The sequence below is a fragment of the Methylobacterium sp. 275MFSha3.1 genome, assembly GCF_900108435.1.
Lineage (GTDB): Bacteria > Pseudomonadota > Alphaproteobacteria > Rhizobiales > Beijerinckiaceae > Methylobacterium.
Map to the genome: position 1 here is coordinate 123,627 of NZ_FNWP01000012.1, position 24,659 is coordinate 148,285.

The 24,659-nt window shown below is 72.0% G+C and carries 24 protein-coding genes and 1 other RNA gene; 17 read left to right on the top strand and 8 right to left on the bottom strand.

Features of this window, described 5'->3' with window-relative positions; all coding sequences use genetic code 11:
- Positions 1-290 precede the first annotated feature (290 nt).
- Positions 291-1,796, top strand: coding sequence for an undecaprenyl-phosphate glucose phosphotransferase (locus BLW78_RS16155; RefSeq protein ID WP_091680800.1), 1,506 nt, complete (start codon positions 291-293; stop codon positions 1,794-1,796).
- A 37-nt stretch (positions 1,797-1,833) separates the two neighbouring features.
- Here BLW78_RS16155 and BLW78_RS16160 read toward each other — a convergent pair whose 3' ends face one another.
- On the bottom strand, positions 1,834-2,319 hold the full coding sequence (locus BLW78_RS16160; protein ID WP_091680802.1) for a transcriptional repressor: 486 nt from the start codon (positions 2,317-2,319) through the stop codon (positions 1,834-1,836).
- A 124-nt stretch (positions 2,320-2,443) separates the two neighbouring features.
- On the opposite strand from BLW78_RS16160, the gene BLW78_RS32045 reads away from it, so the two are divergent.
- The 3 genes from BLW78_RS32045 to BLW78_RS16170 are packed head-to-tail and all read left to right on the top strand — an operon-like array spanning position 2,444 to position 4,244.
- A complete protein-coding gene (locus BLW78_RS32045) occupies positions 2,444-2,578 on the top strand; it encodes a hypothetical protein (protein WP_020094646.1) in 135 nt (44 codons plus the stop codon).
- Entirely contained in the window at positions 2,575-3,372 is a 798-nt protein-coding gene (locus BLW78_RS16165; protein WP_091680804.1) for a metal ABC transporter ATP-binding protein, read from the top strand. Before BLW78_RS32045 ends, BLW78_RS16165 begins: the two co-directional genes overlap by 4 nt.
- A gap of 47 nt (positions 3,373-3,419) precedes the next feature.
- Positions 3,420-4,244 carry a metal ABC transporter permease gene (locus BLW78_RS16170; protein ID WP_051123769.1) on the top strand — a complete coding sequence of 275 codons (825 nt, stop codon included), beginning with the start codon at positions 3,420-3,422 and terminating at the stop codon, positions 4,242-4,244.
- Here the strand turns inward: BLW78_RS16170 and BLW78_RS16175 are convergent, their stop codons facing one another.
- Genes BLW78_RS16175 through BLW78_RS16185 form a run of 3 tightly spaced genes read right to left on the bottom strand, consistent with a single transcriptional unit; the run spans position 4,245 to position 6,972 of the window.
- Entirely contained in the window at positions 4,245-5,108 is an 864-nt protein-coding gene (locus BLW78_RS16175) for an SDR family oxidoreductase (RefSeq protein WP_091680806.1), read from the bottom strand.
- Positions 5,105-6,250: a tRNA epoxyqueuosine(34) reductase QueG gene (queG, locus tag BLW78_RS16180; RefSeq protein ID WP_091680891.1), complete on the bottom strand. Its 1,146-nt coding sequence runs from the start codon at positions 6,248-6,250 to the stop codon at positions 5,105-5,107. The genes BLW78_RS16175 and queG overlap by 4 nt, the downstream gene beginning before the upstream one ends.
- Positions 6,251-6,279: 29 nt before the next feature.
- Positions 6,280-6,972, bottom strand: a complete 693-nt coding sequence (locus BLW78_RS16185) for a glutathione S-transferase family protein (RefSeq protein ID WP_020094651.1) — start codon at positions 6,970-6,972, stop codon at positions 6,280-6,282.
- Positions 6,973-7,225: 253 nt separating this feature from the next.
- Here BLW78_RS16185 and BLW78_RS16190 point away from each other — a divergent pair, with 253 nt between their 5' ends.
- The 5 genes from BLW78_RS16190 to BLW78_RS16210 all read left to right on the top strand — a co-directional run bounded on the left by BLW78_RS16190 (position 7,226) and on the right by BLW78_RS16210 (position 11,915).
- Positions 7,226-8,029, top strand: coding sequence for an undecaprenyl-diphosphate phosphatase (locus BLW78_RS16190; protein ID WP_091680807.1), 804 nt, complete (start codon positions 7,226-7,228; stop codon positions 8,027-8,029).
- A 228-nt stretch (positions 8,030-8,257) separates the two neighbouring features.
- Positions 8,258-10,147 (top strand): methylmalonyl-CoA mutase subunit beta, encoded by a 1,890-nt coding sequence (locus BLW78_RS16195; protein WP_091680809.1) that lies wholly within the window; start codon positions 8,258-8,260, stop codon positions 10,145-10,147.
- Positions 10,148-10,190: 43 nt separating this feature from the next.
- Positions 10,191-10,562 (top strand): hypothetical protein, encoded by a 372-nt coding sequence (locus BLW78_RS16200; protein ID WP_091680810.1) that lies wholly within the window; start codon positions 10,191-10,193, stop codon positions 10,560-10,562.
- 135 nt (positions 10,563-10,697) lie between these two features.
- Entirely contained in the window at positions 10,698-11,147 is a 450-nt protein-coding gene (locus BLW78_RS16205; RefSeq protein WP_091680812.1) for a hypothetical protein, read from the top strand.
- Positions 11,148-11,195: 48 nt separating this feature from the next.
- Positions 11,196-11,915: a glutathione S-transferase gene (locus BLW78_RS16210; protein ID WP_091680813.1), complete on the top strand. Its 720-nt coding sequence runs from the start codon at positions 11,196-11,198 to the stop codon at positions 11,913-11,915.
- 15 nt (positions 11,916-11,930) lie between these two features.
- Here BLW78_RS16210 and BLW78_RS16215 read toward each other — a convergent pair whose 3' ends face one another.
- Both BLW78_RS16215 and BLW78_RS16220 read right to left on the bottom strand, forming a co-directional pair.
- A complete protein-coding gene (locus BLW78_RS16215; protein ID WP_091680815.1) occupies positions 11,931-13,688 on the bottom strand; it encodes a bifunctional protein-serine/threonine kinase/phosphatase in 1,758 nt (585 codons plus the stop codon).
- Positions 13,685-15,223 carry a YifB family Mg chelatase-like AAA ATPase gene (locus tag BLW78_RS16220; protein ID WP_091680817.1) on the bottom strand — a complete coding sequence of 513 codons (1,539 nt, stop codon included), beginning with the start codon at positions 15,221-15,223 and terminating at the stop codon, positions 13,685-13,687. Before BLW78_RS16220 ends, BLW78_RS16215 begins: the two co-directional genes overlap by 4 nt.
- Before the next feature lie 143 nt (positions 15,224-15,366).
- Between BLW78_RS16220 and BLW78_RS16225 the strand changes: the two genes are divergently transcribed.
- From BLW78_RS16225 to BLW78_RS16240, 4 genes are all read left to right on the top strand, one after another.
- On the top strand, positions 15,367-15,627 hold the full coding sequence (locus BLW78_RS16225; protein WP_020092787.1) for a PepSY domain-containing protein: 261 nt from the start codon (positions 15,367-15,369) through the stop codon (positions 15,625-15,627).
- A gap of 75 nt (positions 15,628-15,702) precedes the next feature.
- Positions 15,703-15,801: signal recognition particle sRNA small type (gene ffs / locus BLW78_RS16230), an RNA gene on the top strand.
- A 37-nt stretch (positions 15,802-15,838) separates the two neighbouring features.
- Entirely contained in the window at positions 15,839-17,764 is a 1,926-nt protein-coding gene (locus BLW78_RS16235; protein ID WP_091680819.1) for a DNA polymerase III subunit gamma/tau, read from the top strand.
- A gap of 62 nt (positions 17,765-17,826) precedes the next feature.
- On the top strand, positions 17,827-18,150 hold the full coding sequence (locus BLW78_RS16240) for a YbaB/EbfC family nucleoid-associated protein (RefSeq protein WP_020092789.1): 324 nt from the start codon (positions 17,827-17,829) through the stop codon (positions 18,148-18,150).
- 155 nt (positions 18,151-18,305) lie between these two features.
- Here BLW78_RS16240 and BLW78_RS16245 read toward each other — a convergent pair whose 3' ends face one another.
- Positions 18,306-19,925 (bottom strand): phosphoenolpyruvate carboxykinase, encoded by a 1,620-nt coding sequence (locus BLW78_RS16245; RefSeq protein ID WP_091680821.1) that lies wholly within the window; start codon positions 19,923-19,925, stop codon positions 18,306-18,308.
- A 415-nt stretch (positions 19,926-20,340) separates the two neighbouring features.
- On the opposite strand from BLW78_RS16245, the gene recR reads away from it, so the two are divergent.
- The 4 genes from recR to truA all read left to right on the top strand — a co-directional run bounded on the left by recR (position 20,341) and on the right by truA (position 23,485).
- Positions 20,341-20,946, top strand: a complete 606-nt coding sequence (gene recR / locus BLW78_RS16250; protein WP_020092791.1) for a recombination mediator RecR — start codon at positions 20,341-20,343, stop codon at positions 20,944-20,946.
- A 104-nt stretch (positions 20,947-21,050) separates the two neighbouring features.
- Positions 21,051-21,566 carry a peptide deformylase gene (gene def, locus BLW78_RS16255; RefSeq protein ID WP_091680823.1) on the top strand — a complete coding sequence of 172 codons (516 nt, stop codon included), beginning with the start codon at positions 21,051-21,053 and terminating at the stop codon, positions 21,564-21,566.
- Between the two features lie 7 nt (positions 21,567-21,573).
- Positions 21,574-22,503, top strand: a complete 930-nt coding sequence (gene fmt, locus BLW78_RS16260) for a methionyl-tRNA formyltransferase (protein ID WP_091680824.1) — start codon at positions 21,574-21,576, stop codon at positions 22,501-22,503.
- A gap of 220 nt (positions 22,504-22,723) precedes the next feature.
- Complete coding sequence (gene truA / locus BLW78_RS16265) at positions 22,724-23,485, top strand: tRNA pseudouridine(38-40) synthase TruA (RefSeq protein ID WP_091680826.1); 762 nt, start codon at positions 22,724-22,726, stop codon at positions 23,483-23,485.
- Here truA and dapE read toward each other — a convergent pair.
- Positions 23,467-24,645, bottom strand: a complete 1,179-nt coding sequence (dapE, locus tag BLW78_RS16270) for a succinyl-diaminopimelate desuccinylase (protein WP_091680827.1) — start codon at positions 24,643-24,645, stop codon at positions 23,467-23,469. The genes truA and dapE overlap by 19 nt on opposite strands.
- Positions 24,646-24,659 lie beyond the last annotated feature (14 nt).

Sequence of the window (24,659 nt, forward strand, 5' to 3'; positions counted from 1 at the left end):
CCGATCCGGTTGAAACCGCGATGAAAGAAACCCGCGTGAATTGAAATAGCTCCGGCGAAAACGGCCCCCGGTCAAACCTCGCGACGGCCGGCTGCGCCGAACAGTCACTCAGCATTAACTATGTATTGCCTCCTCCGGAAGCAGGCCCTAAGTCGCAGCGCTCATCCGCGACTGCGATCGTGAACCCGCCGGGCCCGCGGCTTGCTCCGTGATCGTCACCAGGCGGCGCTGAAACCTTTCGTGTCTCAGACTGGTACAGAGTCCGACTAAGACGGGACGTTGCGGGTCAGATGTTTCACGATCGGCTTCCGGATACGTTTCAGGCGCTGCCGACCTCGGCGGAGCGCCGCCGCAATGTGTGGTCGGCCCTGCTGCCGCGCCGCGGCCGTGCGCTGGCACGCATCGCCCTGTCCATGACTCTCGCCGCCACCGACATCGCGGCGATCGTGGCGGTCACGCTGGGCCTCGAATGCGCCTACCAAGTCCTCGCGCAGGACGGCACGGTGTGGGCGGGTCTCGTCCGCGGCTCGCGGCTGTCGGCGCTGCTGGCGCTGGTGATCGTCGCCACGAACGTCCTGCGCGAGGAGTACAGCCTCGAGAACGTGATGGCGCAGAAGCCGGGCGTCCAGCGGGTGGCCTCGCTCTGGCTGATCGCCTGGGCCGCCGTGCTCGTCGTCAGCTTCATGACGAAGACGACCAACGATTACTCGCGGCTCGTCTCGCTCGGGATCTTCGCCGCCGGCCTGCCGGTGCTCATCGCGGCGCGGGCCGCGGTGCGCCGGCTCGTGCGCGAGCGGCTGAGCGCCGGATCGGCCACCGCCAGCCGGATCCACCTCGTGGGCTACGAGGAGGACATCGCGCGCTTCTACGCCGGCAAGGAGGTCGACCAGCTCGGCTCGCGGATCATCGGGACGAGCTACCTGCGGCGGGTCGATCCCGGCGCCGACGCGGCCACGCGCCACGACCAGTTGCAGGAGGATCTCGACCTCGCCGTCTCCGTCGTCCGCTTCCTGCGGCCGGACGACGTCTTCGTGCTGGTGCCCTGGGCCGACACCGCGGAGGTCGAGCGCTGCATCGACGCCTTCCTGCGGGTGCCCTCGGCCCTCCACCTGCGTCCCGGCGCGGTCCTCGACCGGTTCCCGGACCTGCAGGTCGCCCGGGTCGGCGGCGTCTCGGGGATCAACATCGGCCGCCGTCCGCTCAACGTCGGCGAGGTCATGCTGAAGCGCGCCCTCGACCTGACGGTGGCGACCATCGCCCTCGTGTCGCTGTCGCCGCTGCTCGCCGCGATCGCGGTGGCGATCAAGCTCGACAGCCCCGGCCCGGTCTTCTTCCGGCAGAAGCGCTACGGCTTCAACCAGCAGCCGTTCGGCGTCTTCAAGTTCCGGTCGATGCGGGCGGATCCTAACGCCGCCTTCCGGCAGGCGACCCGCAACGACAGCCGCATCACCCGGATCGGCGCGATCCTGCGCCGGACGAACCTCGACGAACTGCCCCAGCTGATCAACGTCCTGCGCGGAGAGATGTCGCTGGTCGGACCCCGTCCGCACGCGCTGGCGCACGATCGGAGCTTCGAGCGCCGGATCGCCCTCTACGCCCGCCGGCACAACGTGAAGCCCGGGATCACCGGCTGGGCCCAGGTCAACGGCTACCGCGGCGAGACGCAGACCGACCTCGCCATGGAGCGGCGCGTCGCCTGCGACCTGCACTACATCGACAACTGGTCGATCTGGTTCGACATCCAGATCATGATCCAGACGGTCGTTTCGCGCCGCGCCTACCAGAACGCCTTCTGACCGACACCCGGCGCCCGTCCGCCCTGGAAGTGGCGCCTCAGGGGGTCTGCTTCCGCTCCCGGCAGGCGCCGCAATCGCCCTCGACCTCCAGGATGCTGTGGGTCGGGGTGAAGCCGGCCCGCTCCAGCGTGCGCCCCAGGCTGCCCTCGACTTCCTCCGACGAGGCCTCGTCGACGCCGCCGCAGGTGCGGCAGATCAGGAAGATGACCCCCTCCCCGGGGGCGTGGCCGTGCGCGCAGGGGATGAAGGCGTTGCGGCTCGCGATCCGGTGGACCAGACCCTGCTCCATGAGGAAGTCGAGGGCGCGGTAGACAGAGACCGGGGCCACGCGCTTGCCCGGCGCGCTCAGCCGCTCGGCGATGTCGTAGGCGCCCTGAGCCTTGGCGGACTCGGCTACGGCCTCGAGCACCTCCCGGCGCAGGGGCGTGAACTGAAGACCGCGCTCGCGACACAGGGCCTCGGCCCGCGCGAGCATGTCACCGGTGCCGGCGTGGCACGCGTCGTGACCCTCGTGACGGTGCATGATCGCTCCAGACGTGATCCGCAGGTTGTCCCACGGGTTTGTTACAGTGTATCACCGCCGCCCAGCAGCGCACCAGTAGCCCCGCGCGGTGCCCGCGCCGGCGTGAGCGCGCGACGAGGACCCCGTGCCGACCATTCCCAGCCCGAGACACGCGGCGCGGCGATCGCTGTTCCAGAGCGGGATCGGCCTGCGGCTGGCGCTCGCCGCGCTGCTATCGGCGCTGGTCTGGCTGACCATCGCCTGGGCGCTGGCGACATGAGCGGCGCGCGCCCGGATCCGATCCGCCTCGTCGGTCTCACCCTCGGTTACGACCGGCATCCGGCGGTCCACCACCTCGACGGGTCCGTGCGGGCCGGCGACCTGCTCGCCCTCGTCGGCCCGAACGGGGCCGGCAAGTCGACGCTCCTCAAGGGCATGGCCGGGGAAATCCGCTGCCTGGACGGGCGCATCGAGCGCGCCGGCGCCCTCGCCTACATGCCGCAGGTCGACGAGATCGACCGGAGCTTCCCGCTCACCGTCATGGATCTCGCCGGCATGGGCCTCTGGCGGCGCGCGGGGGCGTGGCGCAGCCTCACCCGGCGGCGCCCGGCGATCGAGGCGGCGCTGGCCACGGTCGGCCTCGACGGCTTCGCGGCGCGGCCGATCGGTACCCTGTCGGGCGGACAGTTCCGGCGCGCCCTGTTCGCCCGTCTGATCCTGCAGGACTGTCCGGTCGTGCTCCTCGACGAGCCGTTCACCGGCATCGATGCGCGGACGGTGGACGATCTCCTGGCGCTGATTCGCACGTGGCACGGCGAGGGGCGGACCGTGGTCGCGGCTCTCCACGACCTCCAGCAGGTCCGGGCGCATTTCCCGACGACGCTGCTGCTCGCCCGGGAGCCCGTGGCCTGGGGTCCGACCGCGCGGGTCCTGACGGCCGAGAACCTCGCGCGCGCCCGCAACCTGTCCGAGGCCTGGGACGAGGGCGCGGCGATCTGCGCCGGGCCGCGATCCGTCGCGGCAGCGCACGACCACGGCGGCGCGGACCATCATCACCACGAGGACGCCGCGTGACCGATCCGCTCGGATCCCTGTTCGCGCCGTTCGTGGAGTTCGGCTTCATGCGCCGGGCCCTGGCGGGCTGCCTCGCCCTGTCGGTCTCGGCGCCGCCCATCGGCGTGTTCCTGACGCTGCGTCGCATGAGCCTGATGAGCGACGCGATGAGCCACGCGATCCTGCCCGGCGCCGCGGTCGGCTTCCTCGTCGCCGGCCTGTCGCTGCCGGCGATGACGCTGGGCGGCCTCGTCGCCGGCCTCGCGGTCGCCCTCCTGGCCGGCGCCGTCACCCGCGCGACGGTCGTCCGGGAGGACGCGAACCTCGCGGCCTTCTACCTCATCTCGCTCGCGGCCGGCGTGCTGCTGGTCTCCCTGCGCGGCTCGCAGATCGACCTCATGCATTTCCTATTCGGCTCGGTCCTGGCGCTCGATGACGCCGCGCTGTGGCTGCTCGGCGGCATCAGCACGCTGACCCTGCTGGCCCTGGCCCTGATCTACCGGCCGCTCGTGATGGAATGCGTCGATCCCCTGTTCCTGCGGAGCGTGAGCCGCAGCGGTGGCCCGGTCCACCTCGCCTTCCTGGCGCTGGTGGTGGTGAACCTCGTCGGCGGGTTCCAGGCCCTCGGCACGCTGCTGGCGGTGGGGCTGATGCTGCTGCCGGCGGTGGCGGCCCGGTTCTGGGCCCGCGACCTGGCCGGCCTGATCCCGGTCTCGATGCTGATCGCGGCCCTGGCGAGCGTGTCGGGGCTCAGCCTGTCGTACCGGTACGACGTGCCGAGCGGGCCGGCCATCGTGCTGGCGGCCGGTGCCCTCTACGTCGCCTCGATGATGGTCGGCCCCCGCGACGGCCTGCTCCGCCGCCTCGTCCGGCCGCGCCACCTCGAGGCCTGATCAGGGCTGGTCCTTGAGGGCCGCGAGCCCCTCACGGTAGGTCGGATAGGCGAGCGCGACGCCGAGTTCGTCGCGGATCAGCCGGTTCCGGACGCGCTTGTTCTCGCCGTAGAAGCTGCGCGCCATCGGCGACAGGTCGGCGGTCTCGAAATCGATCTCGGGCGGCAGCGGCAGGCCTGTGAGGGCCGCGGCGTGCTCGGTCACGGTCTGGGGCGCGGTCGGCTCGTCGTCGGTGACGTTGTAGATCGCCCCCGGCCGCGGCCGGTCGATGGAGGCGAGCAGCGTCGTGGCGATGTCGTCGACGTGGATGCGGTTGAAGACCTGCCCGGCCTTCACGATGCGCTGCGAGCGGCCCTCCCGCAGCTTCACGATCGGGTTGCGCCCGGGTCCGTAGATGCCCGAGAGCCGGAAGACCTGAACGGCCTTGCCGGTCGCGGCGCCGAGCGCCAGCCACGCCGCCTCGGCGTCGACGCGCACCTTGGACCGGGCGCTGCGCGGGGTCGCCGGCGCAGTCTCGTCGATCCAGGCGCCGCCCTGGTCGCCGTAGACGCCGATGGTGGACAGGTAGCCGATCCACCGGATCCGGCTCGCCGCGACGGCGTCGGCGTAGCGGGCCAGCACCGGGTCGCCGGCCTCGCCGGGGGGCGCCGAGACCAGGAGCACGTCCGTGTCGGCGAGGTCCGCCGCGATCCGGGGATCGTCGGCCTCCGGCCCGAAGGCGCGCATGGCGAAGCCCGTCTCCGCGGCGACGCGGTCGGCGGCCGCGGGGTCGGTCACCGTGGCGCGGACGGTCCCGAAACGCGGCCGCGCCCGCTCGGCGAAGTGGCGGCCCGTGAAGCCGAGCCCGAAGACGAAGAGGTTCATGCCGCGGATGTCTCGTCCGTCCGCGGTTCCGTCAAGCCGGTGGCGGCCCGCCACTCGTCCCGCACGTGGGCGTCGGTCTCGGAATCGCCGTGCTGCCGCCCGAGCGCGCGCACGGCCTCGGGCGCCAGCAGCCGGCCGCAGGCCCAGACCGCCATGCCGCGCACCAGCGGGGACGGGTCGCGCAGGCGCGCGACGGCCGCCTCCGCGAGCGACGGGTCATCGGAATTCCCGATCGCGATCATGACGTTGCGGAGGAAGCGGTCGCGCCCGGTGCGCTTCACCGGCGTGCCGGCGAAGAAGGTGCGGAACGCCGCGTCGTCGAGGCCCGCGAGATCCGAGAGCGCCGGGGCCGCCAGGTCCGCCCGCGCGGCGAGCCGGCTCTCCGCCGCGGTGCGGGCGAACTTGTTCCAGGGGCAGACGGCCAGGCAATCGTCGCAGCCGAACACCCGGTTGCCGATCGCCGCCCGGAACGCCGCCGAGATCGGCCCGGCATGCTCGATCGTCAGGTACGAGATGCAGCGGCGGGCATCGAGCCGGTAAGGCGCCGGGAACGCGTCGGTGGGGCAGACGTCCAGGCAGGCGCGGCACGAGCCGCAACGGTCGGGCTCCGGCGGGTCGGGCTCGAACTCCGCGCTCGTGTAGATCGCGCCGAGGAGCAGCCAGTTGCCGTGCCCGCGGGAGATCAGCACCGTGTGCTTGCCCTGCCAGCCGAGGCCGGCCGCCTCCGCCAGGGTCTTCTCCATGACGGGGGCGGTGTCGCAGAAGACCTTCACCCGCACGTCGCCCTTGGCCGACAGATACCCACCCAATTCTTTCAGGCGGCCCTTCAAAACCTCGTGATAATCCCGCCGCTGCGCGTAGGCGGCCACGGCACCGCGGTCGCGACGCGCCACGAGGTCGAGAGGATCGTGCTCCGGCCGGTAGCTCATCGCCAGGACCAGGATGCTGCGCAGACCGGGCCACAGCGCGATCGGGCTGGCGCGCTGGTCGGCCCGCTCCGCCATCCAGTCCATGGTGCCCTGCGCGCCCTCGGCGAGCCAGGCGGACAGGCGGCCGGGCAGGTCGGGCAGCCGGTCGGGTCGGGTCACGCGCAGGCCGCAGAACCCGAGCGTCCGCGCCCGGGTCTCGACGAGGCGGCGCAGGTCGGCGCCGTGGTAGGTCCGTCGGGCGTTCAGAAATCCAGATCCGCGTAGTGGGCGGCCGGTGCCATCCCGGCCACCCGGTCGGCGAGCAGGGCCCGGAACGAGGGCCGCGACTTGACGCGGGCGTACCAGTTCCGCGCCATCTCGTCCTCGTCCCAGGGCACGTCGCCCAGGTAGTCGACGCAGGAGAGATGGGCGGCCGCCGCGAGATCGGCATAGGTCAGGTTGTCGCCGGCGATCCAGCGCCGCCGCGCGATGAGGTAGCCGATGTATTTGAGGTGGTAGCGCACGTTGGACCGCGCCGCGCGGATCGCGTTCATGTCGGGCGGGCCGCCGCCCTCGTTGGCCGACATGAAGCGCTTCGAGATCTTCTCGTTGACGAGGTAGGCGGTCACCTCGGATTCGAACTTGACCAGGAACCAGTCGAGCAGGCGCCGCACCTCCACGCGCTCGACGGTGTCCTCCGGCAGCATGCGCCGCCCCGAGAGCCCCAGGCCGCGGGTCTCGTCGAGGTACTCGGCGATGACGCCGGCGCCGGGAACCACGAGGCCGTTCTGCTCCAGCAGCACGGGCGTGACGCCCGCCGGATTGATCAGCAGGAAGTCGTCGCGCCGTTCCCAGGGCCGTTCTTCGAACAGCGTCGGCTCCATGCCCATCTCGGCGAGCACGAGACGGATGAAACGGGAATTCGCGCAGAAGGGGAAATGGTAGAGGGTTGCCATCGAGGCCGTGCGGGACGTTCGGTCTGCCAGCGCGGCCGGTCCCGCGCTCGTCGTGGGTCCTGAAGCGCGGGTCTTCGGCGCAGAGGACTTCGGACCGAGCGTTATTGCTCGACCGTTGCCGAGCCCTTAACACGCGCGGCCCGGCCCGGTAACTGCCCGTCAACCCTGATCGGCGAAGCCTCGGGTACAACCATTTCGCGTGGCAGGCGGTGGCCCGACGGGGGCCTCCGCGCGCGCGGCACAGGGCGTCGCGATGGATCCGGCAAGCATCGGCAAGGCAGTGCTGCTCGCCCTGGTGGAGGGGGCGACCGAGTTCATCCCGGTCTCCTCCACCGGCCACCAGCTGCTGGTGGGGCACTTCATCGGCTTCCACTCGCCCAACAACACCTTCGAGGTGCTGATCCAGCTCGGCGCGATCCTGGCGATCCTGCTGGTGTATTTCCGCCGCCTCCTGGGGATCGCCACCGCGTTGCCGTCCGATCCGAAGGCGCGCCGCTTCGTCCTCGGCATCCTGGTGGCGTTCCTGCCGGCGGCGATCATCGGCGGCCTCTTCTCGAAGCTGATCAAGGCCTACCTGTTCAACCCGTGGATCGTCTGCGCGACCCTGGTGGCCGGCGGCCTCGTGCTCCTCGTCATCGACGACACCGACCTCGAGGTGAAGAAGATCGACGTCTACGACTTCTCGCTGCCGATGGACCTGAAGATCGGCATCTTCCAGTGCCTGGCGATGATCCCCGGCGTCTCGCGCTCGGGCGCCACGATCGTGGGCGCGATGCTGATGGGCGCCGACAAGCGCTCGGCCACCGAGTTCTCGTTCTACCTCGCGATGCCGACCATGGCGGGCGCCTTCGCCAAGGACCTGCTCGACAACTACAAATACCTCTCGAGCAACGATGTCGGGCTGATCGCGATCGGCTTCATCGTGTCGTTCGTCTCGGCGCTGTTCGTGGTGCGGTTTCTCCTCGACTACGTCTCCCGCCACGGTTTCTGGCTGTTCGCGTGGTGGCGGATCATCGTCGGCGCCCTCGGCTTCGCCGGCCTGATCATCCTCGGCTGACGCGGGGGGAGCGCGCCCCGTTCGGTCGGTCCGGGCTCGCCGGCAGCGGCTCGGACTCGCGATCCGGACCGACGGGTGCCCCTCACCGCACCTGCGCCGCATCACTCAAAAATCGGTGATCCGCGGCTTGAGCTTTCCTCAACCATCGGGCGATTGCCAGCGGCGGAGCGGCGTGCGAGGCAAACGCATGAAAGCGGTGCAGAAGACGCCGCGCCCTGGGACGTACCGATGGAAGACAGACCGCTCGCCGACCTCTTCGAGCCCGCAGACCGGGCGCGCTGGCTCGGCCTCGTCGAAGGCGTCCTGAAGGGCGCCGATTTCGAGAAGCGGCTGGTGTCGCGGACGGCCGACGGACTGCGGATCGAACCCCTCTACGGACCGGCCGAGCCGGCGGCGCAGCCGGTGCGCGAGCCGGGACCCTGGCGGATCGCCCAGCGGGTCGACCATCCCGACCTCGAAACCGCGAACACGCAGGCGCTCACCGACCTCGAGGGCGGGGCCGATGCCCTCGTGCTCGCCTTCGCGGGTGCGCCGGGCGCCCGCGCCTACGGTCTCACCGCGGCGAGCGTCGAGGAGCTCGACGCCGCCCTGAAGGGCGTGATGCTGCCGCTGATCGCCCTGCGGATCGATGCCGGCGGCCGCGGCCTGGAGGTGGCCCGGCTGGTCAAGGCGCTGGCGGAGCGCCGCGGCGAGGATCTCTCGACCTATGACGTCGATCTGGGGCTCGATCCCGTCGGCGTCCTGGCGGCCACCGGCAGCCTCGGAGCCGTCTGGACCGACATCGCGCCCCGCCTCGCCGAGGCCGTGGCCGAGCTGGAGGCGGCGGGTTTCCGCGGCCGGGCCTTCCTGGCCGACGGCCGGCCCTACCACGAGGCCGGCGCCGGCGAGGCGGCGGAACTCGGCGCGGTGCTCGCCACCGCCGTCGCCTACCTGCGCGCCCTGGAAGCGGCCGGTCACGATCTCGCGAGCGCGCGCGACCGCGTCGCCGTGCTGCTCGCGGCCGATGCCGACGAGTTCGTCACCGTCGCGAAGTTCCGCGCGATGCGGCGCCTCTGGGCGCGCGTCGAGCAGGCCTGCGGCCTCGACCCGAAGCCGCTGCGCCTCCACGCCGAGACCGCGTGGCGGATGATGACCAAGCGCGACCCGTTCGTGAACATCCTCCGGACCGGCATGGCGGCGGCCTCGGCCGGCATGGGCGGCGCCGACAGCGTCGCGGTCCTGCCGTACACGCAGGCCCTCGGCCTGCCCGACGCCTTCGCCCGGCGCGTGGCGCGCAACAGCCTAATCGTGCTCATCGAGGAATCGCACCTCGCGCGGGTCAGCGATCCCGCGGCCGGCGCCGGCGGTTTCGAGACCCTGACGGCCGAGCTCGCCGAGGCGGGCTGGGCGGCGTTCCAGGCGATCGAGGCCGAGGGCGGGATCGTCGCCTCGCTCAGCGTCGGCAAGCTCCAGCGGCGGATCGAGCTGACCCGCGAGGCCCGCGCCAAGGCGGTGGCGACCCGCCGCCAACCGCTCACGGGTGCGAGCGAGTTTCCGAACCTCCCCGAGAAGCCGGTCACGGTTCTCGACGTGCCGCCCGTGGCGGCGGTGCGCGGATCCAACTTCGGCGCGGGCTCGGCGGTCGCCTGCGACGCGCTGCCGTCCCAGCGCCTCGCGGAGCCCTACGAGGCCCTGCGGGACGCCTCGGACGCCTTCCTCGCCAAGACCGGTCGAAGGCCGGTCGTGTTCCTGGCCAATCTCGGCCCGGTGGCGGCCTTCAACGCCCGGGCGACCTTCGCGGCCAACGCCTTCGCGGCCGGCGGGCTCGAGGCTCTGTCGAACGAGGGCTTCCCCGATGCCGAGGCGGCGGCGGCGGCGTTCCGGGAGTCCGGCGCGAGCCTCGCCTGCATCTGCTCCACCGACGGGATCTACGCCGAGCGCGCGGTCGCGACCGCGGAGGCGCTGACCGGGGCCGGCGCCGGACCGGTCTACCTCGCCGGGAAGCCGACGGACCTGGCCGAGCCGCTGAAGCAGGCGGGCGTGGCCGCCTTCCTGCATGTCGGTTGCGACCTCCTCGCTCTCCTCAACGCGGCACTCCGTGCGGCCATGCGGACGCCCGCGCCGCAGGCGCCGCGCTGACGGGGCGCCGGTCTCCCCGAAGCCCACGGCACTCCGGATCCGCATGACGCCCCGCATCGCCGTCGCCCTGCTCCTCGCCGGCACGCTGCCCGCCGCGTCCGCCCCCCGCGCCGCCCTGCCCGATCGGTTCGACGGCACCTGGAGCGTCGAGATCATCACCGAGACGGGGAACTGCGACCGTGCCTACCGCTACCCGGTGCGGATCGAGCGCGGGCGGGCGCGCTTCATCGGGACTGCCTTCGTGGTCGAGGGTTGCGTCGCGCGGAACGGGGCGATCCGCGGCTCGATCTCCAACGGCGCCGCCACCGCCGACGTGCGGGGACGCCTGGGCTCGGACGGCTTCGGTGCCGGAACCTGGGTCTCGACCGGGGCCCTCGCCTGCCAGGGACACTGGAACGCGGAGCGGCGCGGCTGAGCGCGGCTGTGGCCGTCGCGATACAGCCCGGATCTTGCCCGGAATCGGGCACCCGGACCGAACCGCCAGCCCCGATCCCGACGCAATCATGAGCGAGAGCTGAACACGGTTCGGACACCCGACGAGGCCGCCCGTATGAAGACTTCGATCCTCGCCACCTTCGCCGTCCTCGCGCTCGTCTCGGCCGCCGAGGCGCGGCCTCACCGGCACCCGGCCGCCCCGAAGGTGAACGCGGCGGAGGCCGAGAAGGTGTTGGCGCCGCTGCGGCAGGCCGCCACCGCGTGCTTCGCCGAGACGGTGCTGTCGAACCCGAAGGCGACGGCAGAGGCGCGCGCCGGCCGCTGGTACGAGGCCGTCGGCATCACGGGCTTCCTGTGCCGCCCGGAGGTCGCCGCGATGATCCGGACCCACGACAACCTCTACGGCGCGAAGACCGGTGAGCGCTACTTCAAGGGCGCGTACGTCAAGCATCTGGACCAGCAGCTCGCCGAGCGCCTTCAGCCGATGTTCGCCCGCAAGGCCGTCGCCAGCGCCGAGCCGCCACTCGAGAAGGCCTCGGCGGAGGAGCCGGCCGAGAACAACTGAGCGGGAACCGTCCGGGGTCGCCGCGCCTTCCCCGACCCGGAGGCGGCGATGCCCTACGAGCTCCATTACTGGCCGATGATCCAGGGGCGCGGCGAGTTCGTCCGCCTCGCCCTCGAGGAGGCCGGCGCCGACTACGTCGACGTGGCCCGCCAGGACGACGATTCCGGCGGCATCGGACCGATGCTCGACCGACTGTCCGACCCCTCCGATCCGCGACCGCCCCTGGCACCGCCCTTCCTGCGCGACGGCGACGTCGTCGTCGGGCAGAGCGCCGCGATCCTACTCTATCTCGGACCGCGCCTCGGGCTCGTGGGCCCGTCGGAGCGCGACCGGATCTGGACCCACCAGCTCCAGCTCACCGTCGCCGACGCGGTCGACGAGGCGCACGACACCCACCATCCCGTCGGCGTCGGCCTGTACTACGCGGATCAGAAGGCCGAGGCGCTGCGCCGGGCGGCCGAATTCCGGGGCGAGCGCATCCCGAAATATCTCGGCTACTTCGAGCGGGTGCTGGCGGCCAACGGCGGCCGCCGCCTCGTCGGCGCGGATCTCTGCTACGCCGACCTGTCGCTGTTCCAGCTCGTCGACGGCCTGCTCTACGCCTTCCCCAAGGCGACCGCCGCGGCCCTCCGGAGGACCCCGCAGGTGGCGCGGCTCCACGAGACCGTGGCGCGGCGCCCGCGGCTCGCCGCCTACCTTGCCAGCGCGCGCCGGATCCCGTTCAACGAGGACGGCATCTTCCGCCACTACCCGGAGCTGGATCCCTGAGACGCGAGCCGGGGCTCACCGACGCGGGCCGGCGATCAGGATCGCCGCGAGCACCAACGCGACGAGCCCGAGCACCAGCGACAGCAGGCGCCAGAACAGCAGCGGGTCGCGCTCCAGGAGCGACGCCCGCCGGCCATCCGTGAAGGCCGGGTTGGGGTGGCGCAGGTCGTGGACGAAGGCCGACACGGTCGCGTAACGCCGCTGCGGATCGGGATGGACGGCCCTGCGCAGCGCTCCGTCGACCCAGACCGGCAGCAGCGGGCGCACGGTCAGCGCCGACGCGTAGCGCAGCCGCCGCTGCGCCGCGCGCGTCCGGGCCCGGGGCACCGCGTCGCCGTAGGGCAGCCGCCCCGTGAGCATCTGGTAGGTCATCACGCCGACCGCGAAGACGTCCGACTGGGCGGTCCCCGGGGCGCCGAGGAAGCACTCCGGCGCCGTGTACTGCACCGTGCCCAGGATCTCCGCCGGGTCGATCCGCGGGTCGCCCTCGACGACGCCGGCGACCTGGGTCGCGCCGAAATCGATGATCTGGACGGTGCCGGCCGCGTCGATCAGGACGTTGTCGGGCCGCAGGTCCTGGTGGACCATCTCCCGCCGATGGAAGGCCTGCACGCCCCGGGCGAGCTGCTCGACGAGCCCCCGCACCGCCTCCAGCTCGGGCGCCGCGTGGTCGCGCATCCACTGGGTCAGGGTCTGGCCCTCGACGTAGCGCATCACCGTGTAGAGTTGGCTGCGGCGGCCGGCCTGGGGATGGGCCTTCAGCACGTGCGGATTGTCGATCCGCCGCGCGATCCACTCCTCCATGACGAAACGCTTCCGCTGGGCGGGATCGTCCCGCAGGTCCAGGGACAGCACCTTCAGGGCGACCTGGGCGCCGGTCTCCGCCTCGACCGCCAGGTAGACGCGGCTCCGGGGACCGGAGTGGAGGATCCGCAGCAGGCGGAAGCCGTCGAGCTCCGCAGGCGGGTCGAGGAGCGGCGCCGGGTCCAGCCCCTCGGCCTCGCCGAGGAGGTCGGCCGGCTCGCCCTCCGGCACGGTCTCGACCCGCACGATCTGGATCGTCAGGTTGTCCGGGCTGCCGGCCGCCAGGGCCATCTCGACGATCGCCCGCGCGGCCGCGTCCAGGGTCTCGGCCGCAGCGATCTCCGCGACCATGTCGCGGGGCCGGACATGCTCGTGGATGCCGTCCGTCGTCAGCACGAAGGTGTCGCCGGCCTCGACGCCCACGGCGTGGTAGTCGATCTCGACGCGGCCCTGCGCTCCGAGGGCGCGGCCGAGATACGATTCCGCCGCGGAGACGACGACCCGGTGGTCCTCGGTGAGTTGCTCGAGCGACCGGCCGGACACCCGCCAGATCCGGGCATCGCCCACGTGGAAGAGGTGGGCCACGCGGGATTTCAGCACGAGGGCGTCGAAGGTCGTGACGTGGCCCCGGTCGGCATCGTTCGGATCGGCGCCGCGCCGCGTCTCGGCGTAGAGCCAGGAATTCGTGGCCGCGATCACACGCTGCGCCGAGGTCTTCACCGACCATGTGTCCGGCGTGGCGTAGTAGTCGCTGAGGAAGCTCTTGACCGCGGTCTCGCTCGCCGCCGCGCCCGCCGCGCTGCTGCTGATCCCGTCGGCGAGGGCGACCGCGATCCCCTTCAGGCCCAGCGCCGGCTGGACGGGAACCAGCGCGCCGTTGAAATCCTGGTTGGCGGCCTTGCGGCCGGCGCTGCTGTGCTGGCCGATCGTGACCGTCAGGTCGGCCGGGCCGCGCGGTCCGGCGCTCAAGCGGCGGCCGCCGCGCTGTCGCCCCGGCCGCGGTACGACAGCGCCTCGGCGAGGTGGAGCCGGCGGACCTGCGCCTCGCCGTCGAGGTCGGCCAGGGTCCTGGCGACGCGCAGCGTCCGGTGGAAGCCGCGGGCGGAGAGGCGCATGCTCTCGGCCGCCTGGCGGATCAGCGCCGTCCCGTCGGCGTCGGGGCTCGCGACGTCCGAGATCAGCGTCGCGGGACAGGTCGCGTTGGTGGTGGATTCCGGCAGGCCGCGCGCGGCGTAGCGCGAGCCCTGGAGCGCGCGGGCCGCCGACACCCGGGCGGCCGCCTCGCGGGAGCCCTCGGCCGGCGCGGGCAGGATCAGGTCGGCGGCCGTCACCGCCGCCACCTCGACGCGCAGGTCGATGCGGTCGAGCATCGGGCCGGAGATCCGCGCCTGATACTGCGCCATGCAGCGCGCGTTCGGCCCGCGCCGGCAGGCGTAGCCCGGTTCGAGACCCTGGCCGCAGCGGCACGGGTTCATCGCCGCGACCAGCTGGAACCGCGCCGGGTAGGTGATTCGGTGGTTGGCCCGGGCAATCATCACCGCCCCGGATTCCATCGGCTGGCGCAGGCTGTCGAGCACCTGCGGGGAGAATTCGGGGAGCTCGTCCAGGAACAGCACGCCGCCATGGGCCAGGGAGACCTCACCGGGCCGCGCCCCGAGGCCGCCCCCCACCAGGGCCGCCATCGAGGCGGAATGGTGCGGCTGCCGGAACGGCCGGCGGTTCGAGAGCGCCCCGTCCTTCAGCGCGCCCGCCACCGACTGGATCATGGAGATGTCGAGCAGCTCGCGCGGGGTGAGCGGCGGCAGGATCGAGGGAAGACGCGCCGCCAGCATCGACTTGCCCGAGCCTGGCGGCCCGTTCATCAGCAGGTTGTGGCCCCCGGCGGCCGCGATCTCCAGGGCGCGCTTGGCGCCCTCCTGCCCCTTGATGTCGGCGAGGTCCGGCAGCGGCCCGGCCGGCGCGGCGACGGCGGGCTCCGGCCGCGCCATCACCTGGCTGCCCTTGAAGTGGTTGGCGAGCTGGATCAGCGAGCGCGGCGCGAGCACGTCGAGGTCGCCCCCGGCCCAGGCCGCCTCCGGCCCGGTGGGCGCCGGGCAGATGAGCCCGAGTCCCCGATCGGCCGCCGCCATCGCGGCCGGCAGCACGCCGCTCACCGCCGTGATGCTGCCGTCGAGGGCGAGCTCGCCCAGGACGCAGTAGCCGGCGAGCGCGTCCGCCGGGATCGCGCCGATGGCCGCCATGACGCCCAGCGCGATCGGCAGGTCGAAATGCGAGCCTTCCTTGGGAAGATCCGCCGGGGCGAGGTTCACCGTGATGCGCTTGGCCGGCAGCGCCAGCCCCGAGGCGATCAGCGATCCGCGGACCCGCTCGCGCGATTCCGCCACCGCCTTGTCGGGCAGACCGACGACGGTGAACACCACCGAGCCCGGCACGATCTGGACCTGCACGTCCACCGCCCGCGCCTCGATGCCCTCGAAGGCCACGGTGGCGACGCGGGTGACCATTCGTGCAGTGTCCTCGCCGCCGCGTTCCGGTACGGCCAAGATGTGCGGCAGATTCGGGGGCGGCTCAAGGGGATCGTCGCCATGGAACTCCGCCGCGGCACGCCTGTTCACAGCCGGAAACAATTGCCGGATCGGAGACAGCCATGCGCCTGACCACGTCCCTTCTCGCCCTGACCTTGATCGCGGGCACCGGCCTCGCCGCCCGCGCCGACGAGAAGCTTCCGCCCGATCAGCAGGCTAAGGTCGAGGCCATGCTCAAGCAGGAGGGCTTCACCAAGTGGAAGGAGATCGAGCTCGACGACGGCATGATCGAGGTCGACGACGCGATCGACGCGAGCGGCAAGCAGTTCGACCTGAAGCTCGATCCGAAGACCCTGGCCATCGTGAAGCGCAAGGCCGAGTGAGGCAGCGCTTCGGCTGCGCTTCGACTCGGCTTCAGCAGCGCTTGCGTTCGGGCCGAGGCCCGGCCATATAGCCGGCGGGGGGTTGGCGAGGGACGTTTCACTCGCCAACCGGGTCAGGTCCGGAAGGAAGCAGCCCTAACGAGACCGAGCGGGTCTTCGTCCAGCCTCCCACCTCATTCCACGGCGCGCGGCAGCCGGACCCAGACACGGCATGGACGCTACGACCGGCACGCCTGACGACGAGCCGGGCCTGCCCGGGTTTCCAGCGCCCCCCGCCGCGGCGACGCCCTACCGGGTGCTCGCGCGCAAGTACCGCCCCACCAATTTCGGCGACCTGATCGGCCAGGACGCGATGGTGCGGACCCTCGCCAACGGGTTCGCGGCCAACCGCATCCCGCAGGCCTGGATGCTCACCGGCGTCCGTGGAGTCGGCAAGACCACGACGGCCCGCATCCTGGCGCGCGGCCTCAATTACGCCCGCGCCGGACAGCCCGACACCGGCCCGACCGTGTCGATGCCGGAACTCGGCCTCCACTGCGCGGCGATCATGGAATCCCGGCACATGGACGTGCTGGAGATGGACGCCGCCTCGCATACCGGCATCGACGACGTCCGGGCGATCATCGACGGCATCCGCTACGGGCCGGTCTCTGCGCGCTACAAGGTCTACATCGTGGACGAGGTCCACATGCTCTCCGAGAAGGCGTTCAACGCCTTCCTGAAGACGCTGGAGGAGCCGCCGCCGCACGCGAAATTCGTGTTCGCCACCACGGAGATCCGCAAGGTCCCGGTGACGATCCTGTCCCGCTGCCAGCGATTCGACCTGCGCCGGGTCGAGGCGCCGACCCTGCACGCGCATCTCGCGAAGGTCTGCGCGGCCGAGGGCGTATCGGTCGAGGACGAGGCTCTGGGCGCCATCGTGCGCGCCGCGGAAGGGTCGGTGCGCGACGCGCTCTCGCTGCTCGACCAGGCGATCGCCCACGGCGCCGGCACGATCACGGCGCAGAGCGTGCGCGACATGCTGGGCCTCGCCGACCGCGCCCGGATCCTCGACCTGTTCGAGGCGGTGATGCGCGGCGCGGTGCCGGCCGCCTTCGCGGAGCTGCGGGCGCAGTACGATTCCGGCGCGGACCCGTCGGTCGTGCTCTCGGATCTCGCGGCCTTCACGCACCTCGTCACCCGGCTCAAGGTGGTGCCGGAAGCCGCCGCCGACCCGACGCTCAGCGAGACCGAGCGCGTCCGCGGTGCCGCGTTCGCCGAGAAGCTCTCAATCCGCGCCCTGTCGCGGGCGTGGCAGATCCTGCTGAAGGCGATTCCCGAGGTCCAGGCGGCGCCCCGGCCCCTCGCGGCCGCCGAGATGGCGATCGTGCGCCTCGCCTACGCGGCCGACCTGCCCACACCCGACGAGGCCCTGCGCCAGCTCCGGGCCGAGGCCGCCGCCGCGCCCGCGGACGAGGCCCCGGTCGCGTCGGTCCGGCCGCCCCTCCCGCCGATTCCCGACCTGCGCGGCGGCGGTTCCGCGGCGCTCGCCGCGGCACCCCGCACGGTCGCTCCGGAGCCCGCCCCGGTCGCGGCGCCCCTGGCCGCGCCCGTCGCGGTGAACGCGCCGGCGAGCGTCCCAATCAGCGCGCCCGCAAGTGCGCCCGTCGGTGCGGCGGCGCCGAGGCCGGCGCCCGCGGCACCGCCGACGCCGCGTCTCGGTCGGTTCGAGGACCTGATCGCGCTGGCCGACGCCAACCGGGACATCCTGCTGCGGACCGCGCTGGAGCGCGACGTCCACCTGGTGCGCTTCGAGGAGGGCCGGATCGAGTTCCGCCTCGCCTCCGGCGGCCGGTCGAGCCTCGCCAACGACATCGCCGCCGCCATCGAGCGCTGGACCGGGCGGCGCTGGGTGGTGGCCCTGTCGAAGGACGAGGGCGCCCCGACCCTCGACGCGGCCGCCCGTGCCGCGACCGAGACACGCCGGGAGAACGCCGCCGCCGACCCATTCGTGCGCGAGGTTCTGACGCGCTTCCCCGGGGCCGAGATCGTCGACGTGCGCGAGACAATCTCCGAGGCCCTCCCCTCCGCCGAGCAGGAGATCCTCGGGGAAGGTGACGCCGCGCGGGTCGGCGAGGTCGAGGACGACGACGCCTGACGCATGGTGGCGCCCGGGCCGCGCCATACCCAGATCAGACGAGGAAACGGAAAGAGAGCCGCATGCGCGACCTGATGGGCATCATGAAGCAGGCTCAGGCCATGCAGGAGAAGATGGCCAACCTGCAGTCCGAGATGGACGAGATCGAGGTGACCGGCGCCTCCGGCGGCGGCTCCGTCCGGGTCACCATGAGCGCCAAGGGTCAGATGAAGGGGGTCAGCATCGACCCCTCGCTGATGGTCGCGGACGAGCGCGAGATCCTTGAGGACCTGATCGTCGCGGCCTGCAACGACGCCCGCGGGAAGGCCGAGGCGACCATGCAGGAGCGCATGGCCGAGCTGACCAAGGGCCTGCCCCTACCCCCGGGCATGAAGCTGCCGTTCTAGGAACAAGTCTGGACGAGACGTCCGAACCGTCTTCGCGAGCGGAGCGAGGCAACCCAGGGCAGCGCCACGTCAGCAAGCGGAGCGTGACTGGGTTGGTTCGCTCCGCTAGCAGAGATGAACGGGGCGGGCGGCCCCGCGGGCCGCCCGCTCTCGGTTTACGCCGCGATCGCCTGCGCGGTCGGCCCGGCGGCGCGCACGTCGGCGTCGACATGGGCCTCGAACCGCTTGAAGTTGTCGTCGAACATCTTCACGAGCCGCGCCGCCGTCTCCACGAAGGCGCCCTTGTTGGCCCAGGTCTTCACCGGGGTCAGGATGTGCGGCTCGACGCCCGGAACCGAGACCGGCACCGCGAAGCCGAAATACGGGTCGCGGCGGAACTCGGCCTGCGCCAGCGAGCCGTCGAGGGCGGCGCTCAGCAGGCGGCGCGTCACGCGGATCGGCATCCGCCGGCCGGTGCCGACGCCGCCGCCGGTCCAGCCCGTGTTGACCAGCCAGCAATCGACGCTGTGCTTGGCGATGAGGTCGCGCAGCAGGTTGCCGTAGGTGCTCGGGTGCCGCGGCATGAACGGCGCGCCGAAGCAGGTCGAGAAGGTCGCCTCGGGCCCGGTCAGGCCGCGCTCGGTGCCGGCCACCTTGGCGGTGTAGCCCGAGAGGAAGTGGTACATCGCCTCGGCGCCGGTGAGCTTGGCGATCGGCGGCATCACCCCGAAGGCGTCGCAGGTCAGCATGACGATGTTCTTCGGATGCCCGGCCCGGCCGGAGGCGCTGGCGTTGGCGATGAAGTCCAGCGGGTAGGCGCAGCGGGTGTTCTCGGTGAGAGACGCGTCGTCGAAATCCGGTGCGCGGGTGACCGGATCGATGATCACGTTCTCCATCACCGTGCCGAAGCGCTCGGTGGTGGCGTAGATCTCCGGCTCGGCGTTGCGCGAGAGGCGGATGGTCTTGGCGTAGCAGCCGCCCTCGAAGTTGAAGATGCCCTCGTTCGACCAGCCGTGCTCGTCGTCGCCCAGCAGCTGGCGCGAGGAATCGTTCGACAGGGTGGTCTTGCCGGTTCCCGAGAGGCCGAAGAAGATCGCGGAACCGCCCTCGGCGTCGAGCGCCGCGTTAGCCGAGCAGTGCATCGGCATCACGCCCTGGCCGGGCAGGATGTAGTTCAGGTAGGTGAAGACCGACTTCTTCATCTCGCCCGCGTAGGCGGAGCCGCCGATCAGCACGAGCTTCTTCGAGAAGTCGATGGCGATCACGGTCTTCGACCGGCAGCCGTGTCGGGCGGGATCCGCCTGGAAGCTCGGCAGGTCGATGATCGTCATGTCCGGCACGTAGGACCCGATCTCGGAGCGGTCCGGGCGGATCAGCAGGTTGCGGATGAACAGCGAGTGCCACGCGAACTCGGTGAAGACCCGGGCCTTGACCCGGTAGGCCGGATCGGCGCCGCCGTAGAGGTCCTGGGCGAACAGCTCCTTGCCCTCGGCGTGCTTCAGGAAGTCCTGCCGCAGGGTCTCGAACTGCTCGGGCGTGATGGCGCCGTTGTTGTCCCACCAGACCTCGTTCTCGGTGCCGGCGTCGCGCACCACGAACTTGTCCTTGGGCGAGCGGCCGGTATGGCTGCCGGTGGTGGCGACGAGGGCGCCGCCGCGGGCGAGCTGCGCCTCCTTGCGGGACAGGGCCTCCTCGTAGAGGCGCGGGGCCTCGAAATTCCAGTGGACGGCCTTGAGGTCGCGGAAGCCCGCCGCCTCGGCGCCGTGGGCCGCGTTGTGATCACCGATGTTGGTCATGATCGTATCTCCCGGGCCCCTGTTCGACCGTCGACGCGACTGAACCGGGCGGCACCGCCGTCCGGGTTTGCCCGGGAGACGTCCGTGCGGTCGTACAGGACCGCCGCACGCAGGTTCTCCGTTCCCGGCCGCTCGCCATCCCACGCTCGCGTAGGCGGCGAAGCTTCGCTGTCATAATGGGCTCCGCCGCGAGCCCGCAACGTGTACAAACAGGTTAGACCACAGTCGTGGACTCAGGAACCCAGGTCTGTAAGCAGTTCCGTTCGTCGTGCAGCATAATGCCACCGGCGAAGCGGCGTCGGAATACCCATATACCACATACGATGGACCGCATCGGCCCGCGGACCCTTGCGCGGCGCCCGGCGCCGTCTATGCCCGTCCCGATCCGCAGCCCCTTCCTCGCCCCAGAGGCACGATGCCCCAAGCCGTCGCCGGCCCCGAGATCGAGCGCCTGATCCAGCTCCTCGCCCGCATGCCGGGCCTCGGACCGCGCTCGGCGCGGCGGGCCGCCCTCCAGCTCATCAAGAAGCGCGACACGCTGCTCGGCCCCCTCGCCGACGCGATGCGGGTGGCGGCCGACCGCATCATCGTCTGCACCAGCTGCGGAAACGTCGACACCTCAGACCCGTGCACGATCTGCCGGGACGCCGAGCGCGATCCGACGACGCTCGTGGTCGTGGAGGACGTGTCCGACCTCTGGGCGCTGGAGCGGTCCGGGGCCGTGAAGGCGCGCTACCACGTGCTCGGCGGCGTCCTCTCGGCGCTGGACGGCGTCCGTCCGGAGCACCTGAACCTCGCGAGCCTCGTGGAGCGCGTGGCCCGGCCCGAGGTGACCGAGGTCATCCTGGCGCTCAACGCCACCGTCGACGGCCAGACCACCGCCCACTACGTCACGGAGTCGATCCGGCACTGCGACGTGAAGGTCACGCGCCTCGCCCACGGCGTGCCGGTCGGCGGCGAGCTCGACTACCTCGACGAGGGCACGCTCTCGGCGGCGATCCGCAGCCGGACGGTGTTCTGAGGGTCGGCGACAGGTCGCGAACCGGTATTTGACCGGTCCTCGGCCGCATCCTATTCGACGGTGAGCCCGGACCCGTCCCGGCGCCTTCCCTGCCGGTTCCCGCCATGACCATCCGCCCGCTCGTCATCCTTCCCGATCCCGTCCTGCGCCTGGGCTCCGAACCGGTCGGGCCGATCACCGCCGAGATCCGGACCCTCGTCGCCGACATGTTCGAGACGATGTACGACGCTCCTGGCGTCGGGCTGGCGGCGATCCAGATTGGCGTGGCGAAGCGCGTCGTGACGATCGACACGTCGAAGGAGGAAGGCGTCCGCGACGCGCGGGTCTTCATCGATCCCGAGATCGTCTGGTCGTCCGAGGAGAAGCGGGTCTACGACGAGGGCTGCCTGTCGATCCCGGACTACTACGCCGAGGTCGAGCGCCCGGACCGGGTGCGCGTGAAGTTCCGAGACCTCGACGGCAAGGAGCAGGAGATCGAGGCCGACGGCCTGCTCTCTACCTGCATCCAGCACGAGATCGATCATCTCAACGGCGTGCTGTTCATCGATCACCTGTCGAAGCTGAAGCGCGACCGGGTGATCAAGAAGTTCACCAAGGCGGCCAAGCGCGACGCGGCCTGAGCCGGCCATGCGCGTCGTCTTCATGGGCACGCCGGACTTCGCGGTGCCGACGCTCGCGCGGCTCGCGCAGGACGGGCACGACATCGCGGCGGTCTACACCCGCGCGCCCGCCAGGGCCGGCCGCGGCATGAGCCTGCGCCCCTCCCCGGTCCACGCGCTCGCCGACACGCTCGGCGCGCCGGTCCTGACGCCCGCGACGCTCCGCACGCCCGAAGCCGCCGAGACCTTCGCGGCGCACCGGGCGGACGTCGCGGTGGTCGTGGCCTACGGGATGCTGCTGCCGCAGGCGATCCTCGACGCGCCGCGGCACGGCTGCCTCAACCTGCACGGATCCCTGCTGCCGCGCTGGCGCGGCGCGGCGCCGATCCAGCGCGCCGTGATGGCGGGTGATGCCGAGAGCGGCGTCGGCGTGATGCGGATGGAAGCCGGCCTCGACACCGGCCCGGTCGCCCTCGAGGCGCGTCTGCCGATCACCCCGGGCATGACGGCGGGGGCCCTGCACGACGCGCTCATGCCCCTCGGCGCCGACCTGATGGCGCGGGCCCTCGCGGCGCTCGACGCGGGCACGCTGACCTTCGCGCCGCAGCCGGAGGACGGAATCGTCTACGCCCACAAGATCACCAACGACGAGGCGCGGATCGACTGGTCCCGCCCGGCGGCCGAGGTCGCCAACCGGATCAACGGGCTGTCGCCGTTCCCCGGTGCCTTCTTCGAGGTCGATCTCGGCAAGGGCTCCGAGCGCGTGAAGGTGCTCCGCGCCGCCCCGGCGGAGGGCTCGGGCGCGCCGGGCACGCTGCGCGATTCCGAAGGCACCGTCGCCTGCGGGGACGGCGCCGTCCGGCTCCTGGAGCTGCGCCGCGCCGGGAAGGGCGGCAGCGCCAGCGGGGCCGAGTTCGTCCGCGGCGCCCGCCTGACGCCCGGCGCCCGCCTCGGCTGATGCGCGTCGCCCGTTCACGGCATTCGGCGCGCGGCCCGACCCGTCATCGCGAGCGCAGAGAAGCGACCCAGGGCAGCGCACCCTGGCGAGGCTCGGCGCGACGCCGGATCGCTTCGGCACGCTCGCAGAGACGATCGCGCGCGCAGCTTTCCGAAGCTCTGTGCCGTATCTCGAGATCGAACATCGGAGCGCTATCGAGAGACCTTGAGGGGGCCGGCTGATGCCCCGCTACAAGCTCGTCATCGAGTACGAAGGCGGTCCGTTCTGCGGCTGGCAGCGGCAGGCGGACGATCCCACGGTCCAGGGCGCGATCGAGGCGGCGGTCACGCGCTTCTCCGGCGAGGAGGCCCGGCTCACCTGCGCGGGCCGGACCGATGCCGGCGTGCACGCGATCCATCAGGTCGCCCATCTCGACCTCGCCAAGGACTGGCGGACCGACACGGTGCGGGACGCCCTGAACGCCCATCTGCGGCCGCAGCCGGTGGCGATCCTGTCCGCCGAGACCGTGCCGGAGAGCTTCGACGCCCGCCACTCGGCGATCCGCCGGCACTACCGCTACCGCATCCTCAACCGGCGCAGCCCCGCGGCGCTGACGCGTGCCCATGTCTGGCACGTGCCGTGGCCCCTCGACGCGGAGCTGATGCACGAAGCCGCCCAGCGCCTCGTCGGCCGCCACGACTTCTCCGCCTTCCGGGCCGCCGAGTGCCAGGCGAACAGCCCGATCCGCACGCTGGAGCAGCTCGACGTCGCCCGCGCGCCGATGGCGCTCCACGACGAGATCGTCGTGGCGACTTCGGCGCGCTCCTTCCTGCACCATCAGGTCCGGGCGATGGTGGGCACGCTGATGCTCGCCGGTTGCCGCCGCCTCTCGGCGGACGACGTGGCCGAGATCCTCGCCTCGAGCGACAAGCGCCGCTGCGGCCCGCTGGCCCCGGCCGCGGGGCTGACCTTCGTGGGCGTCGACTACGAACCGGGGAAGTAGGCGTCGAGCACGCGCCCGTAGATCGCCGTCAGCCGCTCCAGGTCGGCGACCGCCACGCACTCGTCGACCTGGTGCATGGTCTCGCCGACGAGGCCGAACTCGATCACCGGGCAGGCATCCTTGATGAAGCGGGCATCCGACGTGCCGCCCGTCGTGGAGAGCGTCGGGGTAAGGCCGGTCTCGGCCCGGATCGCCTCCGCGACCAGCGTCACGAAGGCGTCCGGCCGCGTTAGGAAGGCCGGCGCGTTCGAGGGCTGCAGATCCAGGCTGAAGCGCACCGCGTTCCCGGCCGCCTGTTCCAGGCGCCGGCGGATCTCTTCGCCCAGGCTCTCGGCCGTCCAGTCGTCGTTGAAGCGGATATTGAAGGTCGCCCGGGCGGTCGCCGGGATCACGTTGGTGGCCGGGTTGCCGACGTCGATCGTGGTGAATTCGAGGTTCGAGGCGTCGAAATGCGCCGTCCCGCGATCCAGCGGCTCGGCGACGAGCGCCGAGGCGAGGCGCAGCAGGCCCGGGATCGGGTTCTCGGCCTTGTGCGGGTAGGCGACGTGGCCCTGCCGGCCGAGAACGGTGAGCTTGCCGGTCAGCGACCCGCGCCGGCCGATCTTGATCATCTCGCCGAGCCGACCCGGATTGGTCGGCTCCCCGAGGACACAGTGGTCGAACCGCTCGCCCCGGCGCCGCGCCCAGTCGAGGAGCTTCACGGTGCCGTTGACCGCCGGTCCCTCCTCGTCGCCGGTGATCAGGAACGCGATGGAGCCGCCGAAATCGGCGCCGCGCCGGTCGAGGAAGGCGAGGGTCGCCGCGAGCATGCAGGCGACGCCGCCCTTCATGTCGGCCGCTCCCCGCCCGTACAGCATCCCGTCGGCCACGGCACCCGCGAAGGGATCGTGGCGCCACGCGCCCTCGCCCTCCGGCACGACGTCGGTGTGGCCGGCAAAGACGAGGCACGGACCGTCCCGCCCGACGCGGGCGTAGAGGTTCGGCGTGTCGGGATAGCCCGGCTCCGAGAAGACCGGCCGCTCGACCGCGAAGCCGGCCGGCCGGAGCGCGTCGGCGACGACGTCGAGGGCGCCCCGATCCTCCGGCGTCACGGACCGGCACCGGATCAGGTCCTGCGCGAGGCGCAGGGCCGCGTCGGGGGCGTGATGATCTGCCGGCATGAACCCGTCCTCGG

Excerpts from the sequence above, each read along its gene's own strand:
- BLW78_RS16170 (WP_051123769.1), top strand. The coding sequence starts at position 3,420 with ATGCGCCGGGCCCTGGCGGGCTGCCTCGCCCTGTCGGTCTCGGCGCCG.
- BLW78_RS16185 (WP_020094651.1), bottom strand. The coding sequence starts at position 6,972 with ATGGCAACCCTCTACCATTTCCCCTTCTGCGCGAATTCCCGTTTCATC.
- BLW78_RS16220 (WP_091680817.1), bottom strand. The coding sequence starts at position 15,223 with ATGGTCACCCGCGTCGCCACCGTGGCCTTCGAGGGCATCGAGGCGCGG.
- BLW78_RS16190 (WP_091680807.1), top strand. The coding sequence starts at position 7,226 with ATGGATCCGGCAAGCATCGGCAAGGCAGTGCTGCTCGCCCTGGTGGAG.
- BLW78_RS16245 (WP_091680821.1), bottom strand. The coding sequence starts at position 19,925 with ATGACCAACATCGGTGATCACAACGCGGCCCACGGCGCCGAGGCGGCG.
- BLW78_RS16195 (WP_091680809.1), top strand. The coding sequence starts at position 8,258 with ATGGAAGACAGACCGCTCGCCGACCTCTTCGAGCCCGCAGACCGGGCG.
- BLW78_RS16235 (WP_091680819.1), top strand. The coding sequence starts at position 15,839 with ATGGACGCTACGACCGGCACGCCTGACGACGAGCCGGGCCTGCCCGGG.
- BLW78_RS16165 (WP_091680804.1), top strand. The coding sequence starts at position 2,575 with ATGAGCGGCGCGCGCCCGGATCCGATCCGCCTCGTCGGTCTCACCCTC.
- BLW78_RS16160 (WP_091680802.1), bottom strand. The coding sequence starts at position 2,319 with ATGCACCGTCACGAGGGTCACGACGCGTGCCACGCCGGCACCGGTGAC.
- BLW78_RS16205 (WP_091680812.1), top strand. The coding sequence starts at position 10,698 with ATGAAGACTTCGATCCTCGCCACCTTCGCCGTCCTCGCGCTCGTCTCG.
- dapE (WP_091680827.1), bottom strand. The coding sequence starts at position 24,645 with ATGCCGGCAGATCATCACGCCCCCGACGCGGCCCTGCGCCTCGCGCAG.
- recR (WP_020092791.1), top strand. The coding sequence starts at position 20,341 with ATGCCCCAAGCCGTCGCCGGCCCCGAGATCGAGCGCCTGATCCAGCTC.
- BLW78_RS16175 (WP_091680806.1), bottom strand. The coding sequence starts at position 5,108 with ATGAACCTCTTCGTCTTCGGGCTCGGCTTCACGGGCCGCCACTTCGCC.
- BLW78_RS16210 (WP_091680813.1), top strand. The coding sequence starts at position 11,196 with ATGCCCTACGAGCTCCATTACTGGCCGATGATCCAGGGGCGCGGCGAG.
- BLW78_RS16225 (WP_020092787.1), top strand. The coding sequence starts at position 15,367 with ATGCGCCTGACCACGTCCCTTCTCGCCCTGACCTTGATCGCGGGCACC.
- truA (WP_091680826.1), top strand. The coding sequence starts at position 22,724 with ATGCCCCGCTACAAGCTCGTCATCGAGTACGAAGGCGGTCCGTTCTGC.
- BLW78_RS16240 (WP_020092789.1), top strand. The coding sequence starts at position 17,827 with ATGCGCGACCTGATGGGCATCATGAAGCAGGCTCAGGCCATGCAGGAG.
- BLW78_RS16200 (WP_091680810.1), top strand. The coding sequence starts at position 10,191 with ATGACGCCCCGCATCGCCGTCGCCCTGCTCCTCGCCGGCACGCTGCCC.
- def (WP_091680823.1), top strand. The coding sequence starts at position 21,051 with ATGACCATCCGCCCGCTCGTCATCCTTCCCGATCCCGTCCTGCGCCTG.
- BLW78_RS16155 (WP_091680800.1), top strand. The coding sequence starts at position 291 with ATGTTTCACGATCGGCTTCCGGATACGTTTCAGGCGCTGCCGACCTCG.
- fmt (WP_091680824.1), top strand. The coding sequence starts at position 21,574 with ATGCGCGTCGTCTTCATGGGCACGCCGGACTTCGCGGTGCCGACGCTC.